This window comes from Archangium sp. (assembly GCF_036277355.1).
Lineage (GTDB): Bacteria > Myxococcota > Myxococcia > Myxococcales > Myxococcaceae > Archangium.
This window is the reverse complement of the sequence record NZ_DASUNC010000093.1, coordinates 47,584-64,415: the sequence shown is the minus strand read 5'-3', so window position 1 is coordinate 64,415 and position 16,832 is coordinate 47,584. Positions and strand designations below refer to the sequence as shown.

Genomic DNA, 16,832 nt, shown 5'->3' with positions numbered 1-16,832 from the left:
CGAGGGGTTGTGCTCCAGGGCATGTCTCGACAGCGTCCTGCCCTCCACGTACTCCATGACGAGGTAGAAGGAGCCCTCCTCCGGGTACGGCCAGCGCCCATGGCCCAGCACCCGCACCACGTTGGGGTGCTCCAGGTGGCGCAGGATGTCGAGCTCCAGCTCCCCCGAGTGGCTCACCGGCAGGGAGCGGAAGAACTTGAGGACATAGGAGCGGCCCTCCCACCCGGCCAGGAACACGTGGCCCTGGCCGCCCTGGCCCAGCGGGCCCACCACCCGGTACTGGCCCACCTTTTCTCCGGCCTCGGGCAGTCTGTACACCCACGATCTCTTCACTGGGGCTACCTCCGAAGTCCGGAGGCTAACATGACTCGATGGCTCTCCCTGCCCGCTCCTCCTGAGGGGACGCGGGCCCGCTGCGCGCGATGGGCTGGGCTCGCTGCTCAGCGTGTTTCACGGCGCGGGCGCCAGGCGGGTGCTGGCCCGCTCCGGGTGTAGATATCTACACCTGAAGCCCGTCACCACCCGGCCCAACACCCGCTCACTCCTCCTCGGTATCGGGATGGACGATGGAGCGGAGGGCCACGCGGAACAACCGGAAGCGGTCGGGTGGCAGCTCGCGCACGAGCATGGCGAGGCGCCGCAGCTCGGGGGGATCTCCGGGTGGGGGAGAGGGGGGCGGTGGCGCGGGCATGTCTTCCGGGGGGCTGACCCCGAGGAGCACATCGGCGGAGATGCCCAGCAGCACGCAGAGGGCCTTGAGCTTGGGGGTGCTGGGCATCATGTCCCCGCGCTCGATGCGGCCGTAGACGGTGGGGACGAAGCCCACGGCCCTGGCCACCTGCTCCTGGGTGAGCTCCAGGCGCATGCGGGCCATGCGCAGCTCCGTTCCCAACCGGGGTTGTAGCGCGTCCTTGGGTTTCACGTGTCCCTCAGCCTGTCTGGCGCCAGGCGGCGAGGGCCAGCAGCAGCCAGCCCGCGAGGAAGCCCAGGCCGCCGAGCGGGGTGATGGCGCCCAGGGCCCGCACGCCGGAGAGGGCCAGCGCGTACAGGCTGCCGGAGAAGAGGAGGATGCCCACCGTCATGGCCCACCCGGCCCCGTTCAACAGGGGACTGGGACGCACCTGCATCAGCAGGCCGATCGCGATCAGCCCCAGCGAGTGGTACATGTGGTAGCGCGCGCCGGTTTCGAAGAGGGTCAGGAGGTCCGGGGTGAGCCTTGCCCGGAGCGCGTGCGCGCCGAACGCTCCCGCCGCCACGGACAGGAATGCGCTTGCCGCGCCGAGAATGAGCCACTGCCGCATCGTCGAGCGCCTTTCTTTCTTCAAAGGTCAGACTGAGGCACCCTACCGCGCCTTTCCTGGCGCGTCTCTACTTCCTCTTCCGATGCCCGCTCCCACCCACAAGAAGCCCTCCTCCCGCAAGATGCCCGTCCTCACGCCGCAGCCCTTCGAGCTGAGGCCCTCGTCCATCCAGGGACGTGGCGCCTTCGCCACCCGCCCCATCCGCAAGGGGGCCCGCATCATCGAGTACGTGGGGGAGCGCATCTCCCAGGCCGTGGCGGATGAGCGCTACGACGACACCGCCATGTCGCGCCACCACACCTTCCTCTTCAACGTGGACGAGGACACGGTCATCGACGCGGCGCACGAGGGCAACGACGCCCGCTTCATCAACCACTCGTGCGCGCCCAACTGCCAGGCCTTCCTCGAGGGGGACCGCATCTTCATCTACGCCCTGCGGGACATCCCCCTGGGCGAGGAGCTCTGCTACGACTACTCGTACGACCGCACCGAGGACATGGGCCCGGAGGAGGAGGCGCTCTACGTCTGCCGCTGCGGCGCTCCCACCTGTCGCGGCACCATCCTCGCCCCGCTGGAGGAGGAGGCGGCGCCTCGGAAGAAGGCGGTGAAGGGGGCGAAGAAGAAGTCCTCCGGCTCGGCGCGCAAGCCGCCGGCGGGCAGCAAGAAGAAGTCCACGGCGAAGACCGGCCGCTCCGCGTCCGGGACGAAGAACCGCGCCCGGACCCGCTCGGCGCGCGGCTGAGGGGCCCGGAGGTTCACACGGGGTGGGAGGACGGGCCCGGATACCCTCACCCCGTCCCTCTCCCGAAGGGAGAGGGGAAATGGGCGAGGGTGAGGGGAGGGTGACGCAGGGTATGGGTCGGGGACCGGGGGAGCGGCCGCTGTGCCGCCGGTGGGGATGAACGGTGGACACCCGCGGTCGAAACGGGCACCGTCCGCGCGGTCGACTCGCACGGAGGACCCCTTTGACCCTCTCCCTGTTCGCGGCGCTTGCTCTCACCGCCGCTCCCGCCAAAACCCAGCCCTTCACCGTCCAGGACCAGGTCTCGATGCGCCGGATCAGCAATCCGAGCGTGTCTCCGGATGGCAAGCGCATCGCCTTCGTGCTGCGCTCCACCGACCTGGAGGCCAACAAGGGCCGCACGGACCTGTGGATCGTCAACGCCGACGGCACCGGTCCGCGCCAGCTCACCTCCTCTCCCGAGAGCGAGGCGCAGCCCGTCTGGAGCCCGGAGGGCCAGGGCCTCTACTTCCTCTCCTCGCGCGGTGGCTCCCGTCAGGTGTTCCGCCTGCCGCTGGACGGGGGCGAGTCCCAGGCCGTCACGAAGCTGCCCCTGGACGTGGGCGCCTTCGCCCTGTCGCGGGACGGCAAGACGCTCGCGGTGGCCATGGAGGTCTACCCCGACTGCCCCACGCTGGAGTGCAACACCCAGCGCCAGAAGGAGAAGGCGCAGTCCAAGAGCACGGGCCAGGTGTACGACAAGCTCTTCGTCCGCCACTGGGACACGTGGGGCAACGGCAAGCGCTCGCACCTCTTCGTGCTGCCGGTGGATGGCAGCGCCGCCCCGCGTGACGTGATGGCGGGCATGGACGCGGATGGCCCCAGCAAGCCCTTCGGCGGCCCGGAGGAGTTCACCTTCACGCCGGACGGCAAGGGGCTCGTCTTCGCCGCGCGCGACGTGGGCAACAGCGAGTCCTGGTCCACGGACCTGGATCTCTTCCTGGCCCCGGTGGACAAGGCCGGCACGCCGAAGAAGCTCACCGAGAAGAACCGCGCCACGGACACGCACCCCGTGTTCAGCCCGGACGGCAAGACGCTGGCGTACCTGGCCATGTCGCGTCCGGGCTTCGAGTCGGACCGGCTGCGCGTGGTGCTGCGCTCGTGGCCGGAGGGCAAGGAGCGGGTGCTCGCCGAGCAGTGGGACCGTTCGGCCGGCTCGCTCACGTGGAGCCCGGATGGGAAGTCCGTGCTCGTCACCGCGGATGACGTGGGCCACCACCGCGCCTTCTCGCTCGACGTGGCGAGCGGCCAGGTGACGGCCTTCAGTGGCCCGGGCTACGCCGCCGAGCCGCAGCCGCTGCCGGACGGGCGCATCGCCTTCCTGCGGGATGACCTGAAGTCCCCGGCGGACCTGTACACGGTGCGCGCGGACGGGAGCGAGCTGCGCCAGCTCACGCGGGTGAACGAGGAGGCGATGTCGCGCCTGCGCTTCGGGGACTACGAGCAGTTCGAGTTCCCGGGTTGGAATGGCGAGACGGTGCGCGGGTACGTGGTGAAGCCGGTCGATTTCGACCCGAAGAAGAAGTACCCGGTGGCGTTCCTGATCCACGGCGGGCCGCAGGGCAGCTTCGGCAACCACTTCCACTACCGGTGGAACCCGCAGACGTACGCGGGCCGGGGCTACGCGGCGGTGATGGTCGACTTCCACGGCTCGACGGGTTACGGCCAGGGCTTCACGGACTCCATCCGGGGGGACTGGGGTGGCAAGCCGCTGGAGGACCTGCAGAAGGGCCTGGAGGCGGCGGTGAAGCGCTACGCGTTCCTGGATGGGGACAAGGTGTGCGCGCTGGGGGCGAGCTACGGCGGGTACATGATCAACTGGATCGCCGGGCAGATGCCGGAGCGCTTCCGGTGCCTGGTGAACCACGACGGCAACCTGGACGAGAAGCTGGCGTACTTCAACACGGAGGAGCTGTGGTTCCCCGAGTGGGAGCACGGGGGGACGCCGTGGGAGAACCCGGAGGGGTACACGAAGCACAACCCGATCGACCACGTGGCGAAGTGGAAGACGCCGATGCTGGTGATTCACGGCGGGCAGGACTTCCGGGTGGTGGAGACGCAGGGCATGGCCACCTTCACGGTGCTGCAGCGGCGGGGGATTCCGTCCAAGTTCCTCTACTTCCCGGACGAGAACCACTGGGTGGTGAAGCCGGCCAACAGCATCCACTGGCACGAGACGGTGCTGGACTGGTTGGATCAGTGGACGAAGAGCGCGGCGAAGAAGCCGGTGGTGGCGCCCACGGTGAAGGCGCTGCCGTAGCGCTGCCGTAGCGCTCCCTCTCCCTCTGGGAGAGGGCCGGGGTGAGGGTCTGGAGCGCCGGGACCCCGCCCCGTCCCATTTCCCCGCACACGACAGCGGACACGCACGACGAGTGCGGCTAGCGTCCCCGGCCAGCGCGGGCCGGAATCTCCGGTCTCCGCCTCAAGGAGGATGCATGAAGTCGCGTTCGTCTCGCCGGGTGGCGGCGCTGTTCGCCACGGCTCTGTCGCTGCACGTGTCCGGGTGCTTCGGCTCGTTCGCCCTGACGCGGAACATCTACGGTCTCAATGAGCGCATCTCGGACAACAAGTTCGTCCGGTGGCTGGTGTTCCTCGGGTTCGTGATCATCCCGGTGTACGGGGTGGGGACGCTGGTGGACGCGCTCGTGTTCAACACGCTGGAGTTCTGGACGGGGAGCAACCCGCTGGCGAGCGCGGGGACGCAGGAGGACGGGACGCGGGTGGTGAAGCTGAGCCCCACGGACACGCTGAAGCTGTCGCGTGACGAGCAGGCCGGGGTGATGCGGGTGGAGCTGGAGCGCGCGGGGGAGAAGCCGGTGGTGCGCTACTTCGAGCCGCTCGAGGACGGCATGGCGGTGCGGGACGAGGCGGGCGTGCTGCTGGTGCATGCGCGCGAGCGCGTGGACGGAGGGGTGGAGGTGCTGGATGCCTCGGGTGCGGCGGTGACGGTGCACTCGCGCGAGGCGGTGGCCGAGGCCAACGCGGCCTTCGAGCAGGAAGGCGTGGCGGGGCTGGCGCGGCAGGTGACGCCCCAGATGTCCCTGCAGCAGGGGCTCGCGCTGGCCTGCCCGGGCCGCTGAGCCGGTGACGAGGGGGGCGCGTCCGTGGCCGCACGGGCGCGCCGTCCTGGCATGATGCGCGCGCCATGACCTCGTCCCCCGACTTCGACGCCTACCGCTCCGAGTTCCCCGTCGTGAAGGAGCAGCTGTACTTCAACCACGCGGGAGTCGCTCCCACGAGCCAGCGGGTGGCCACGGCCATGCGCGAGTGGGTGGAGGACGTGCTCCAGCACGGCGTGCGCTACGAGCGGGGCTGGGAGGCGCGGACGGAGGACACGCGCCGGCTGGCGGCGAGGATGGTGGGCGCGGCGCCGGAGGAGATCGCCTTCGTGCGCAACACGGGCCATGGCCTGGGCCTGGTCGCCGAGGGGCTCGACTGGAGGCCCGGGGACGAGGTGGCCGTGGCCTCGTCCATCGAGTACCCGTCCAACGTCTATCCCTGGCTGCATCTGCGCGACCGGGGCGTCTCCGTCCGGGAGATCGAGATGCGCGACGGGGGCGTGACTCCCGAGGCGGTGGCCGCGGCGATCACTCCGCGCACGCGGCTGGTGGCCGTCAGCTCCGTCCAGTTCGCCTCGGGCTACCGCACGGACCTGGAGGCGATTGGCGCGCTCTGCGAGCGCTCGGGCGTGCTCTTCTGCGTGGATGGCATCCAGAGCGTGGGCTGCCTGCCGGTGGACGTGAAGAAGAGCCGCATCCACTTCCTCAGCGCGGACAGCCACAAGTGGATGATCGGCGTGTCCGGCATCGGCTTCCTCTACGTGGACAAGGACGTGCTGCCGCGCGTGCGGCCGGTGCTCGTCGGCTGGCGCTCCACCACGGACGCGTGGAACTTCAACCGTGCCCACTTCGAGCTGCGTCCGGATGCGTTGAAGTTCGAGGAGGGGAGCCAGAACTACGCCGGCACCTATGCGCTGGGCGCCGCGCTGGGGCTGTTGTTGGAGGTGGGCCTGGAGAACGTCGAGGCCCGCATCCGGGAGCTGCTCACCCACCTGGACCGGGAGTTGCGCGCCATCGGGTGCGAGACGGGGCCCGTTCCCGCCCACCGCGCGGGAATCCTCACCTTCCTGCCGCCGCGTGGGGATGTGAAGGCGCTGGCCTCGTACCTCTCCGAGCGCCAGGTGAGCTTCTCGCTGCGGCGCGGGCGCATCCGCATCTCGCCGCACTTCTACAACCAGCCCGGGGAGCTGGATCGGCTGGTGGAGATGGTCCAGGCGTTCTCGGGGAAGTGAATGGACGGGGCGGCCGCTCAGCTGCTGCTCTCGCGCCGGTTCTCGAAGTGGACGAAGTCGATGAGGAACGTGGCCGCCATCACCAGGGTGCGCAGGCGCGCGTCACGGAGGCCCTCGAACTGGACGCCGAAGTTGTCCGCGTCCGTGAACAGCTCCTTGCCGAAGCCGCTCCACTTCTTGGCGATGGTGCCCACCTCGCGGCCTCCCTCCTCGATGACGAAGGTCCACGGGCGGAAGAAGGGCCCATTCAGGTGGGCCAGCTCCTCGCCATTGGGGCCGAGCACGTCATAGGCGCGGGTGAAGAAGCGGAAGCGCTGCTGGATGTGGCCCAGGAGCCGGCCGTCCCCATCCTCCACCTCCAGGGTGGAGAGCCAGAACCGCCACGGCCGCCGCAGCCGCAGCACCGGGGCGCCCGAGCGTGTCCTCAGCTCCATCGTGAAGGGCCGCTTCGCCTTGAGGAAGATGCGCAGCAGCCAGGTGCCCAGCCCGCCGCCCACCTCACCCGCATAGAAGAGCGTCTGCCCGTCGTCGCCCACCACCTCGTACGTGTTGCGCCCCTCGAAGCCGGTGAGGATCTCCCCCCACTCCTTCTTCTGGCGCACGCGCAGCGCGTTCTGGTGGAGCAGCGGGGCCAGGGCAGTGGAGTCAGCGGGCATGGGCACCTTCCGGGGCTTCGGTCCGGCCGGACTCTACCCGACGCTCAGCCCGGGGCGATCAACAAGGCGCGGAGCGCGTCGGGCGCGTGGAGCACCTGCCAGCCCTTGGGGGAGAGCGAGAGCAGCTTCCGGGAGGCCAGTGCCGCCAGGGCCCGGTCCACGCTGCGCCTCGCCGCTCCGATCTCCAGGGCCAGCCGCTGCCGGGAGAGCGGGTAGCGGATGACGAGCCCTTCCTCCCCCGGGCGCCCGAAGTGCTCCGCGTACTCCAGCAACACGCGGATGAGCCGCTGCTCGCACCCGTCGAAGCCCATGGCGCGGCTGATCCGGATGGTGCCCTCGAAGCTGGCCGCCAGGTCCGTCAGCACCGCCGTGGTGAAGCCATGGTCCCTCGCGAGCGCCTCGCGGAACACGGGCGCTGGAAGGACGTACCCCTCCAGCGGCGTGAGCGCCTCCGCCGAGGCCACCCACCGGCTGGCCTGCATCACCTCGAGCACGCCGAGGATGTGCGGCGCCCGGAGCAGCTTCACGGTGAACTGACAGTCCGGCGACAGGGCATGGAAGATCCGCACCACACCCTGTGACAGGAGCGTGAGTCCCTCGACGGATTCCCCGGCGGTGTGGAAGGTCGCTCCAGCGGGAAGCTCGAGCGGAAGGGCCGCGGCCTCCAATTGGATCCGTGTCGTCCGGGCGCATGAGCCCAGCGGGCTCCAGGCTGGCAGCGAGCGACACACGTCCATACCCGAGAGAGGGCCCGGGCCCGCCCGCATCCCAGAAATCGAATTTCCGCGGGATTTTCCCGCGCTCGCGCCGCGCCAGATGGCGTGGCCTGTTTTGGGGGGCTATTGGACCTGAAGGGCTAATCCAGTATTGCTGGTTCATCGCAACCGCAACCGACGGAGGCAATTCCCCATGTTTCGACTCCAGACGAAGATCGTGGCGCTGTCCCTTCTCTCCCTTTCTCTCGCAGTGACCGGCTGTGGTGGTGTCGAGGCGGAGGATCTGTCTCCCGAGGAGCAGGCGTCCTACGGCGCGAACCACGAGGCCCACGCCGACCACGCGGATGAGCACGACGTCGGCACCACGGAGTCGGCGGTGTGTGGCTACTGCGACAACTGTGTGTTGCACGCCCGGTGCTTGCAGCCCAACCTCCCGTACGGCCTGACCTACTGGAGCGACAAGGTGGCGATCATCAACAGCAACCACGCCCACAGGGGTTGCGTGGCGATGATCCCGACGTCGAGTGTGTACGGCCACGTCGCGTACGTCGCGGACGTGGACACGGCGCCGAGCCCGAACCGGATCACCCTGAAGGAGGCCAACTGGGTGGGTAACACCTGCAGCTCGCGCACGGGCACGAAGGATGGGTTGAACATCCGCAACTACTGGTGCCCCGCCGGCGCGCACACGGCGAACTGCGCGGGCCCGATGTAGAACCAGCCCCCGCTGGTGCTCCTTCGCCGTCCGCGTGGTCTCGCGGGCGGCGGTTTCGTTTCGGGTGGGTCAAGCCTCCGCGTTACACGTGCTGGATCCACTCGCGGAGGATGTTCGCGAAGGCGGCTTGCTTCGCGCGGATGTCCTTCGCGTCGCGGAATTTCACCGACGCCCGATCCCTGGCGAGCCACTCGAGCAAGGACTCGGGGTCGGCCACCTGGATGCCCGTGACCGCGGTGTCCCGCGTCTTCGCACCCAGGTGCAGGATGACCTGCACGCCGTCCTTCGCTCGGAGCTGGAAGGTCGCGAAGTACTCCGAGGTCCGGAAGCTCGGCGCGTTCCACTTGATGCCTTCGGCGATCTTCGGATCCGCACCGAGGATGATCCGCCGGAGGGCGGCGATCTCCTGCTTGAACGGGTGCTCGAGCGACGCGAGGAAGGCCTCGACGCTCTCGGGCTCGGACGCGCTGCGCTTCGCGGGTTTCTTGCTCGCGGGCTTCTTGCTGGCGGCTTTCGTGGCCACGTCGCACTCCCTGGGGTTCAGCGGGGACGCTGGATGAGTCGCGTTGTCTGTTCCTCGATGGGCGTCTCGGCCTTCGCACCGATGATCCGCGTGGTCCCCGAGTCCACTCCGGGGGCCGCGGCGATCTCACGCGTGAGCAACGCTTCCACCTCGGCGGGCGTGGGATCTCCCAGCTCGGAGAGATTCCGCTCGCGTGCCCACCGCTCCGCGAAGTTCTCTCGCAGCCAGCTCGTGAGCTCGACCGCCGGGAGCGCCTGCCGGACCGGTTCGAGCCCGCGCTGGAAGGCCCTCGCGTCGGCGTAACGCCGTGCCACGGCCGGGTGAAGCGCGGTCGCGAGGACGTTCCGGAGCAGCGCATACGCGGCGGGGGCGTCGGGCCGCTCCGCGTTCGGAAGTTGGAGGCGGCCCGAGGAGAGGTCGGGAAGCCTGCCGAAGAGCAGCTCATGGAGCACGCAGCCGAGCGCGAAGAGATCTCCGGAGATCGTCGCCTCGGCCCCTTCCATGCGCTCGGGGGGCATGTACGGGACCTTCCCGATGATGCCGCCCACCTGCGTGAGCCGTGTCGCGGGCAGCGAGGCGACGCTCGGGGTGACCTGCTCCTGCGCTTCGCCGGACCCATGCGCGATGCCGAAGTCGACGACCTTCACCACGCCATCGAAGGACACGACGAGGTTGTCCGCGCTGATGTCGCGATGAATCACGCCGCGCTCGTGCGCATAGGCGAGCCCCCGCAGGGCCTGCTGGCAGATCTCGACGATCACCTCGAGCGGCAACGGCTCTCCCTTGTGGACGCGCCGGACGAGCTCGAGCACGTTCACGCCGCTCAGGTACTCCATGACGATGAACCACCCGCCATCGACCTGGCCGAGATCGTAGACGGACACGATGTTGGGGTGGTGGAGGCGCGCGGCGGTGCGCGCCTCGCCGATGAAGCGGTGGAGCCGGACCTCGGGCTCCTCGTGCTCCTCATCCAGCATGCGCTTGAGGACGACAAGCCGGTGGAAGCCCGCGCGGCCGGTGCGCACCGCGAGCCACACCTCGCCCATGCCGCCGCGTCCGAGCCGGGTGAGCCGGCGGTAGCGGTGGATGCCGGTGCCCAGGTCCGCGCCGCGCAGCGAGCGGGCGGTGAGGATGGCGAGCGCGGAGGAGGCGAACAGCAGGAAGGGGAGTCCCACGAGCGCGAAGAGCGAAGGGCCCGGGAGCCAGCCCGCGTCGATGGCGAGCTCGCGGCCCAGGAGCACGAGCGCGCACAGGGCGGCGGCGAGCACGGCGATCGCCATCGCGCCCCGGCGTTTCAGGAGCCGCGCCGCTTCCACGGCCCAGGTCCCGGCCACGCTCGTCGCCAGCAGCCAGAAGAGGGGGAGGCTCAGGCCCGCGGTCGCATGCGTGAGCTGCTCCGAGGTCAACCCGGCCGTGGGCAGCGTGAGGACGGACCAGGTCACGTCGACCACGCGCACCGTCCCGAACGCGAGGGCCACGCCCAGCATCACCCGCCGCCAGAGGGTGAGCGGCTGATCCAACAGCGACCACAGGACGCGCAGGAGGGTGTAGGGGAGGGGAATCGACGGGAGGACGCCGAGGATGAGCCATGGCCGCGTGTCGGCGATCATCGCGCTGGCCTCGCGGCTGGTGAGACCGATGGTGAAGGTGAGCACCGCGAAGCCGAGGAAGCTCGAGGCGAGCCAGAGCTGGACCCGCTGGGTGCGCACGGCGGCCCAGGTCACGAAATGCACCAGCGCGAGGACGAGGAACGCGCCCGCGAGCGCGAGGTGCAGCATGGTATATGGCGTCACGCGCGGGAGCGTAGTGGATGGAGCCCGCGCCCTCCAAACCAAGGACCCGCCTCATGCCCTCCAGCTTCTTCTTCGCCCGGCTCGTGCCGAATCGTCCCGACTTCCCCATGTCCATGACCGCCGAGGAGCAGGCCACGATGGGCGCACATAGCGCGTTCCTCCAGAGCCAGCTCTCGGCCGGCTCCCTGGTGGTGGCGGGCCCGGTGATGGATCCCAAGGGCGTCTTCGGCCTGGCCGTGTTCGAGGCGGAGTCCATGGCCGCGCTCAGTGCCCTGCTCGAGAAGGATCCCGCCCGGGCCATCGGGCGCTATGAGATCTTCCCCATGGCCTCGGCCTTCGCCCGTCCGGCCGCGAAGTAGGGCCCGTCACCGGCGGACGGGAACGTCCTGGGCGGCCAGCTCGATGACGAGCTGGTCCCGGGGCACCGTGCCTCGCCGCTCGTGACGCTCCTCGGCGTAGTGGTACGTGACGCGCACGCGCCGGGTGTCAGTGGGTAGCACCACGCGCGTGGGCTCGAAGGGCTGGAGCGCCGTGTTGCCGGTGCGGCGCACGTGCAGGCCTCCCCCTTCCGAGGCGGTGAGCTCGAAGGTCTGCCCGAGCCGCGCCACGGGCCTGTCATCGGCCCACAGCGTCAGGTGGCGGAACACGTCCCCCGTGGGAAAGGCGTGCCCCACGCCGCGAGATTCGAGCACCGCGACGAGCTGCCCCCGTGTCCGTTCCACCCGGAGCGACAGCGCGCCCCGGAGGAAGTCCCGGTCATACGCTCCCCGGAACGCGTGCGAGCCGCCGGGCATGTGGCAGCTCTGGCACGTGCCCTGGCCGCCGCGGTCCCGCCAGTCGCGCCACTCGCTCCAGGTCGTCTGCATCTTCTCGTCCGTGAGCACGGATTTCCCGTCCACCACTTCGTGGCCGAGGAACTCGTGACAGCTCGCGCAGAAGGAGGGCTCGGCCAGTTTCGGCTCGGAGCGCAGGGGGTGATCGGCCTCCGGAGGTCGGGGATTCGCCGTCATCACCACGCCCTCGCGGACGTGGCACGTCACACAGGTGATGCCCTCGTGGGCCAGCGACTCCCGGGGGACCGAGGCGAGGGAGCGCTCGCGGACCAGGGCCGGACGCCGCCGCAGCGCCGCCTTCGCCTGCGCCTCGAGCGGGGCATGGCAGTACACGCAGCGGGGATGCGGTTCCGCCGCGAAGCCATCGAGGAACACGGCGTTGTCGAGGCTCCGCCGGTGGCGGGACCGCGTCCACGCTTCGTACACCTCCGGGTGGCACGACTCGCACGTCTCCGCCGAGGCGCCCGAGACGCGCACGGGCTCCAGGAAGCTCCCGAAGTCCCAGGGCGAGGGGGATTCGGCCCCCGCCGCCGTGGCCAGGAGCAGGGCGAGGAGTGCCACCTGCTTCATGTGCTCGACACGGCCTCGCTCGTCGCCTTCCGCACGGAGATTCCCGACTCGGGGTCCACTCCCTCGTACTCGGAATTGCTGTCCACCAGCTCGGTCCGCTCGAGCCGGGACACCTTTCCATTCGTGTACGTGGCGGTCGTCACGCCCACGGTCACGATGGGGCTCCCGAGGTCATCCTCGCTGGTCTCCAACGTCACCAGGCGCGTGAGCCTTCCGCCCTCCAGCAGCGCGATGGCATGCGTGGTGGTCGTGGAGGAGGTGCGCTCGACGACGACGTGCGTCTGGGTGAAGTACACCTTCTTCACGTCGGTGGCCGAGCCCTCGAGCACCAGCAGATTCGAGAGCACCGTGCCGTGCCGGTATCCCTCGTCGTCGCTCAGCCTCGGGGTGAGGGAGCCCCGCCCCTTGGCCTCGAAGAGGGTGGCCTCGGACAGGTTGAACAGGGGCACCATGAGTGGGGAGAGGGAGAAGTCCTCCGGGTAGGAGAAGTTCTCCGGCAGCACCACGCGGCCCCGCTGGGTGAGCGAGTACCACTTCCCCTCCTGGGGCGGAGCGGCGGCGAGCTTGCCGAGCTCCTGGATCAGCGCCTTGTCCGGCTCGGCCAGGGGGCCGGCGAGCTGTCCCTTCTCGACCTGGGTGAGCAGCGGAACGAAGTCCCTGGCGGGCACGCCCTTCTCGGCATGGCCGTCCTTGTCCTCGTCGAGCACCCGGGCGTAGCGCTTGGAGAGCAGCTTCTGCTCCACCTTCTGCTCGAAGCGCGAGGACGCGAACGGGTAGCTCTTGGGCAGACGGGCGAAGTACTTCGCGGCCTCCAGGCGCTCCTTCTTCCACTGGAGCAGGGCCTCGTGCTTTCCCTTCTCGACGGCGGCGTTGTACGGCACGTCGCTGTCCACGAAGACCTGGACGTCCGACACGCAGGTGTCCTTGTACTTGGAGCCCGGGTGCACGCTGTCGACGGTGAGCACCACGTCCGCCACGGCGCCCGTCACGGGGATGTCGAAGGACTGGGGCCCCATCTTCCGCTCGAGCGTGAGCTGCGTCTTCGCGGACTCCTGGCCTCCCGGGCCGCGCACGGTGACGGTGAGCTGCCGGGGCGCGGAATTGGCGCTCAGCAGCGCCTTGGATTTTTGATAGCCATTGAAGACGACGAGGCGGATGGCCCGCGCCGACTTGAGAGCCGAGACGGGAATCGTCAGCGACTCGCCGATTCCATCTCCCTCGGCGCCCTCCACCCAGGCTGTCTTCACATCGTCATCGAGCACGTAGCTGGGGTGGTAGTTCTCCTCGTACTTGTTCCAGTTGCTCTTGAGGAAGCTGGTGGCCGTGGCCTGCTCGGCGTGCAGGCGCTGGAAGCCGCCAGCGGCGGTGAGTGAGGGAAGCAGGACGGTCAGCAGGAGGGGTCGCATGATCTCCTTCTATACCGATCACCCCAGCAGCTTCGAGAAGAACCACACCAGCGCGGATTCCACCTCGGCGCGTGTTGGACCAGCGGGTTTGTCATTTCGCTCCCTCAGGGTGAGGACCTGAGGCGGGAGGAAGGAGTCATCCGTCTGAGGGTCGTACGGGGTGAGCGCCACCTCCACCGGGCTCGCCCCCTTTGGTGCGCAACTCCCGCACCAGTGCTTGTCCTCCCAGGCGAAGGCATGCGCTCGTTTCAGCTCGCGGTGGCAGCCGGCGCAGGAGTCCTCTGGAGGCGCTGGCTCCGGGGGGCCCTTGCCGCGCGCTGGCGGCCACGGGTCCGGTGCCGCCTTCGGCATGCGCAGCAGGAGCTCCAGCTCGCCCGCATCCAGGCCCACGCCCCGGCAGCTCGTGCAGACATCCACGGGCACTTCGGCCACCTTGGCCACCGCCAGTGGACCGCTGCCGCACTGGGGGCAGCGCGAGGCCTCCTCCCCGCAGGAGGGGCAGCTCGGGGCCTCCCGCAGCGTGGCCTGGCAGTGCTTGCATTCTCCGAGGCTTTTCAACGCCTTTCGCACCAGGACGACGAGCGCCGGAGCCCCCACCACCCTGGCGAGCGAGCCCTCCTCGAACCACACCGCGCGGCAGGTTCCGCACTCCTCCCGCAGGAAGCCCCCGAGGAGGGTGGGGCGCATGGTGCCGTGATGACAGAAGGGACAGGGGGTCACGGAGGTTCCGAGGGTGGGGAGATTCGCCGAGTATAGCCGCGTCCCCGGTGCCTGCTGAACGGCAGCGGATGTCCGCTCGCCCGGGCTGGGGGGAGTCGAGAGGGAGCATGGTCGAGGACGTCTGCTTTCACCCCGCGGGTGTGTCTGTGTAGCGTGTTGGATCAGGGCGTGGGTGAGGCGTGAGCCAGGGCCGGCCCTCCCGTCACATGAAAGCAAGAGCAGCCATTCAGCGTCCAGGCGGCGGACGCGAGTCAGGGCAGGCCGCGGTGGAGTCGGCCATCGTGCTGCCCATGTTCGTGTTCCTCCTGTTGGGCCTCCTGCAACTGTCCCTGATGCACCAGGCGCGGCTGATGACGAAGTACGCGGCCTACAAGGCCGCGCGGGCGGGCTCCCTGCACCACGCGGATGTGGACATGATGGAGCGTGCCGCCCTCGCCGTCCTGCTGCCGCTGGTGAGCCGGGATCTGGGGGGCGGTGAGTACATCAAGTCCGTCACCACGGCGGACGACTTCAACGCCAAGTGGAAGTGGAACAGCGTCCAGGTCAACGAGATGCCGGACGCCGATGGGCTCCCCCATGCCGCGGTGACCATCTGCGGGCCGGTGAGTGAAGATTTCCCCGGCAACCCGGCCGAGGTGGACTTCGATGACCCGGAGTGGTCCACCGGCAACGGCGGCGATTGGAAGGAGAGTGAGCGTACCAAGCTGCGCGTCCAGGTGACGTTCAACTACCGGATGCCCATTCCCTTCGCCAACCAGGTCATCCACGCGGCCAGCCGCCACCGGGACATCACCCCCGTGCTCCGGCTCAAGCGCCGCTCCGACCGGACCCCGGTGAAGGTCGACCTGTACAACGATCTCGCCAGCCGGGGCCTCTACATCCTTCCCATCCGCGCCACCTACACCATGCGGATGCAGTCCAACCTCTACCCGCAGAAGTACCCTCTGCCCGGGAAGAACGAATGCCGCTTCATGTTCTGAGGCCCTCGCGCCGCCGTGAGCGGGGCCAGACGATGGTGCTCGGTGCGCTCACCTTCCTGGTGCTGGCGCTGCTGGTGGCGCTCAGCTTCAACCTCGGCCATGCGCTGCGCAAGAAGGTCAGCCTCCAGCAGCACAGCGACGTGCTCGCCTACTCGATGGCGGTGCTGGAGGCGCGCGCGCTCAACTACTACGCGGTGAGCAACCGCTCCATTGCCGCTTCGTACGTGGCGATGAACAGCATCCACGCGTACATGGCCGCCTCCAGTGTCACCGGAGAGATGATGCGGGCCTCGCGTGGCAACTTCCAGCTCATCGCGGCGCAGGAGTTCGCGCAGTGCGGCTGCAAGAAGTGCTTCAAGCACTGCGTGCATGCCTTCAAGGCGTTGAGAATCGCCAGCAAGTACGGGAGCGCGGGCCGCAAGTACGACCGGAAGGTGCGGGGATTGGAAGGGAACTTCAACACCATCATGACGGGGCTGGATCGGATGGTGGACGACATCCACGCCTCGCAGAGCCAGGTGCACACGCGGACGCTGGAGGCGGTGCGCGACGGCCGGGCCCACGGGCTGGGCAGATTGGCGGACGCCAACGCCCCTGGTGTGGGGGAGCTTCCCGGGCAGGTGGGGCGCCTCAACGCGGACGAGCTCGAGTGCGCGGTGGACGGCAGGCCCTGCGAGAGCAGCGTGGCCAGCTCCCCTCTGAAGGCGCGCGCCCGGGTGATGACCGAGGTGGCCAATGCCTCCCGCCCCGGCTGGCCCGCCAACCGCGGTGTCTTCTTCAGCTATCCCTCCTATCTCCATGGAGACTTCCTCAAAGAGCTCCGCGACATCCCCGGCGAGGGGTCTCATTGGGTGCTTCCCAAACACAAGGGGACGGCGAAGACGGTGCAGTCGCCCGGTGCGCTGCATGGGCCCGGGCAGTCGGCGGGCAACGAAGGCCTCGCCGTCTCCGCGGACGAGTCGGGTGCCATGTTCAACCAGTGGAAACATGGCATCGCCCCCTCCGGCTCCTATTCCGTGCGCGTGTGGAGCGACAAGAACGGTGGCGGCCATCGTCCGGGGGGCGCCCACCAGGGCCGTCACCGCTTCGAGGGCGTCAATACCAAGGGGCTCACCGCCTGCGCGCGAGGCGGCAACTGCTTCATGAAGTTCCGCGCCAACGACGACGCGAGGCGGGACTGGGGCCAGCCTCGCGTCTACAGCTATCTGTCCCGGAAGCTGCGCTGGGGAGACAGTGGCAAGCCGCTTCCCTGGGAACTCAATGACTCGGCCACGGTGACGTTCCGGCAGGGGGCCTCCACCGGCAAGCTCACCCTGGCGGCGGACGAGGGCGCGGCCCTGTCCCAGGCGCTCGTCTACTACCACCGCTTCGGGGAGAACGGCTGGCGCGAGGCGCCCAACCTCTTCAGCCCGTACTGGCGGGCCAAGCTGCACCCGCTCACCCGGGAGCAGGCCGTGAAGGTGCTCGAGGCCGCCGGGGACGAGGACGCGGCCCGGCTCGTCCAGGGCGCCGGGAGGTTGGCGCTATGAGCTCCTCCGTATCCAGGT

At 69.3% G+C, this 16,832-nt stretch carries 18 protein-coding genes; 8 read left to right on the top strand and 10 right to left on the bottom strand.

Annotated features, from left to right (window positions below; genetic code table 11):
- From VFZ09_RS24310 to VFZ09_RS24300, 3 genes are all read right to left on the bottom strand, one after another.
- The coding region (locus VFZ09_RS24310; RefSeq protein ID WP_329730026.1) for a protein kinase domain-containing protein at window positions 1-318 on the bottom strand (318 nt) is incomplete at its 3' end.
- A 220-nt stretch (window positions 319-538) separates the two neighbouring features.
- A complete protein-coding gene (locus VFZ09_RS24305) occupies window positions 539-922 on the bottom strand; it encodes a helix-turn-helix transcriptional regulator (protein WP_329730025.1) in 384 nt (127 codons plus the stop codon).
- A gap of 7 nt (window positions 923-929) precedes the next feature.
- Window positions 930-1,301, bottom strand: coding sequence for a DUF423 domain-containing protein (locus VFZ09_RS24300; RefSeq protein ID WP_329730024.1), 372 nt, complete (start codon window positions 1,299-1,301; stop codon window positions 930-932).
- 121 nt (window positions 1,302-1,422) lie between these two features.
- Between VFZ09_RS24300 and VFZ09_RS24295 the strand changes: the two genes are divergently transcribed.
- The 4 genes from VFZ09_RS24295 to VFZ09_RS24280 all read left to right on the top strand — a co-directional run bounded on the left by VFZ09_RS24295 (window position 1,423) and on the right by VFZ09_RS24280 (window position 6,373).
- Window positions 1,423-2,043, top strand: coding sequence for an SET domain-containing protein (locus tag VFZ09_RS24295; RefSeq protein ID WP_329730023.1), 621 nt, complete (start codon window positions 1,423-1,425; stop codon window positions 2,041-2,043).
- 223 nt (window positions 2,044-2,266) lie between these two features.
- Complete coding sequence (locus VFZ09_RS24290; RefSeq protein WP_329730022.1) at window positions 2,267-4,342, top strand: S9 family peptidase; 2,076 nt, start codon at window positions 2,267-2,269, stop codon at window positions 4,340-4,342.
- Between the two features lie 175 nt (window positions 4,343-4,517).
- Entirely contained in the window at window positions 4,518-5,162 is a 645-nt protein-coding gene (locus VFZ09_RS24285; RefSeq protein ID WP_329730021.1) for a DUF3332 domain-containing protein, read from the top strand.
- A gap of 65 nt (window positions 5,163-5,227) precedes the next feature.
- Window positions 5,228-6,373 carry an aminotransferase class V-fold PLP-dependent enzyme gene (locus tag VFZ09_RS24280; protein WP_329730020.1) on the top strand — a complete coding sequence of 382 codons (1,146 nt, stop codon included), beginning with the start codon at window positions 5,228-5,230 and terminating at the stop codon, window positions 6,371-6,373.
- A 17-nt stretch (window positions 6,374-6,390) separates the two neighbouring features.
- Here the strand turns inward: VFZ09_RS24280 and VFZ09_RS24275 are convergent, their stop codons facing one another.
- Window positions 6,391-7,029, bottom strand: coding sequence for a phospholipid scramblase-related protein (locus VFZ09_RS24275; RefSeq protein WP_329730019.1), 639 nt, complete (start codon window positions 7,027-7,029; stop codon window positions 6,391-6,393).
- A gap of 44 nt (window positions 7,030-7,073) precedes the next feature.
- Window positions 7,074-7,766, bottom strand: a complete 693-nt coding sequence (locus VFZ09_RS24270) for a Crp/Fnr family transcriptional regulator (RefSeq protein ID WP_329730018.1) — start codon at window positions 7,764-7,766, stop codon at window positions 7,074-7,076.
- Between the two features lie 172 nt (window positions 7,767-7,938).
- Between VFZ09_RS24270 and VFZ09_RS24265 the strand changes: the two genes are divergently transcribed.
- Complete coding sequence (locus VFZ09_RS24265) at window positions 7,939-8,460, top strand: hypothetical protein (RefSeq protein ID WP_329730017.1); 522 nt, start codon at window positions 7,939-7,941, stop codon at window positions 8,458-8,460.
- Between the two features lie 82 nt (window positions 8,461-8,542).
- Here VFZ09_RS24265 and VFZ09_RS24260 read toward each other — a convergent pair whose 3' ends face one another.
- Both VFZ09_RS24260 and VFZ09_RS24255 read right to left on the bottom strand, forming a co-directional pair.
- Window positions 8,543-8,983, bottom strand: a complete 441-nt coding sequence (locus tag VFZ09_RS24260) for a DUF1801 domain-containing protein (RefSeq protein ID WP_329730016.1) — start codon at window positions 8,981-8,983, stop codon at window positions 8,543-8,545.
- Between the two features lie 17 nt (window positions 8,984-9,000).
- Window positions 9,001-10,776 (bottom strand): serine/threonine-protein kinase, encoded by a 1,776-nt coding sequence (locus VFZ09_RS24255; RefSeq protein WP_329730015.1) that lies wholly within the window; start codon window positions 10,774-10,776, stop codon window positions 9,001-9,003.
- Window positions 10,777-10,829: 53 nt separating this feature from the next.
- On the opposite strand from VFZ09_RS24255, the gene VFZ09_RS24250 reads away from it, so the two are divergent.
- Window positions 10,830-11,135 (top strand): YciI family protein, encoded by a 306-nt coding sequence (locus tag VFZ09_RS24250; protein ID WP_329730014.1) that lies wholly within the window; start codon window positions 10,830-10,832, stop codon window positions 11,133-11,135.
- Between the two features lie 6 nt (window positions 11,136-11,141).
- Here VFZ09_RS24250 and VFZ09_RS24245 read toward each other — a convergent pair whose 3' ends face one another.
- The 3 genes from VFZ09_RS24245 to VFZ09_RS24235 are packed head-to-tail and all read right to left on the bottom strand — an operon-like array spanning window position 11,142 to window position 14,305.
- Window positions 11,142-12,179, bottom strand: coding sequence for a hypothetical protein (locus tag VFZ09_RS24245; protein ID WP_329730013.1), 1,038 nt, complete (start codon window positions 12,177-12,179; stop codon window positions 11,142-11,144).
- The gene (locus tag VFZ09_RS24240; RefSeq protein ID WP_329730012.1) at window positions 12,176-13,585 is read right to left on the bottom strand and encodes an NADase-type glycan-binding domain-containing protein; all 1,410 of its coding nucleotides are present in this window, start codon (window positions 13,583-13,585) and stop codon (window positions 12,176-12,178) included. The genes VFZ09_RS24245 and VFZ09_RS24240 overlap by 4 nt, the downstream gene beginning before the upstream one ends.
- A gap of 18 nt (window positions 13,586-13,603) precedes the next feature.
- On the bottom strand, window positions 13,604-14,305 hold the full coding sequence (locus tag VFZ09_RS24235; RefSeq protein ID WP_329730011.1) for a zf-TFIIB domain-containing protein: 702 nt from the start codon (window positions 14,303-14,305) through the stop codon (window positions 13,604-13,606).
- A 206-nt stretch (window positions 14,306-14,511) separates the two neighbouring features.
- On the opposite strand from VFZ09_RS24235, the gene VFZ09_RS24230 reads away from it, so the two are divergent.
- Both VFZ09_RS24230 and VFZ09_RS24225 read left to right on the top strand, forming a co-directional pair.
- Window positions 14,512-15,285 (top strand): TadE/TadG family type IV pilus assembly protein, encoded by a 774-nt coding sequence (locus VFZ09_RS24230; protein WP_329730010.1) that lies wholly within the window; start codon window positions 14,512-14,514, stop codon window positions 15,283-15,285.
- Window positions 15,267-16,814, top strand: coding sequence for a hypothetical protein (locus VFZ09_RS24225; RefSeq protein ID WP_329730009.1), 1,548 nt, complete (start codon window positions 15,267-15,269; stop codon window positions 16,812-16,814). Before VFZ09_RS24230 ends, VFZ09_RS24225 begins: the two co-directional genes overlap by 19 nt.
- The last annotated feature ends 18 nt before the right edge of the window (window positions 16,815-16,832 follow it).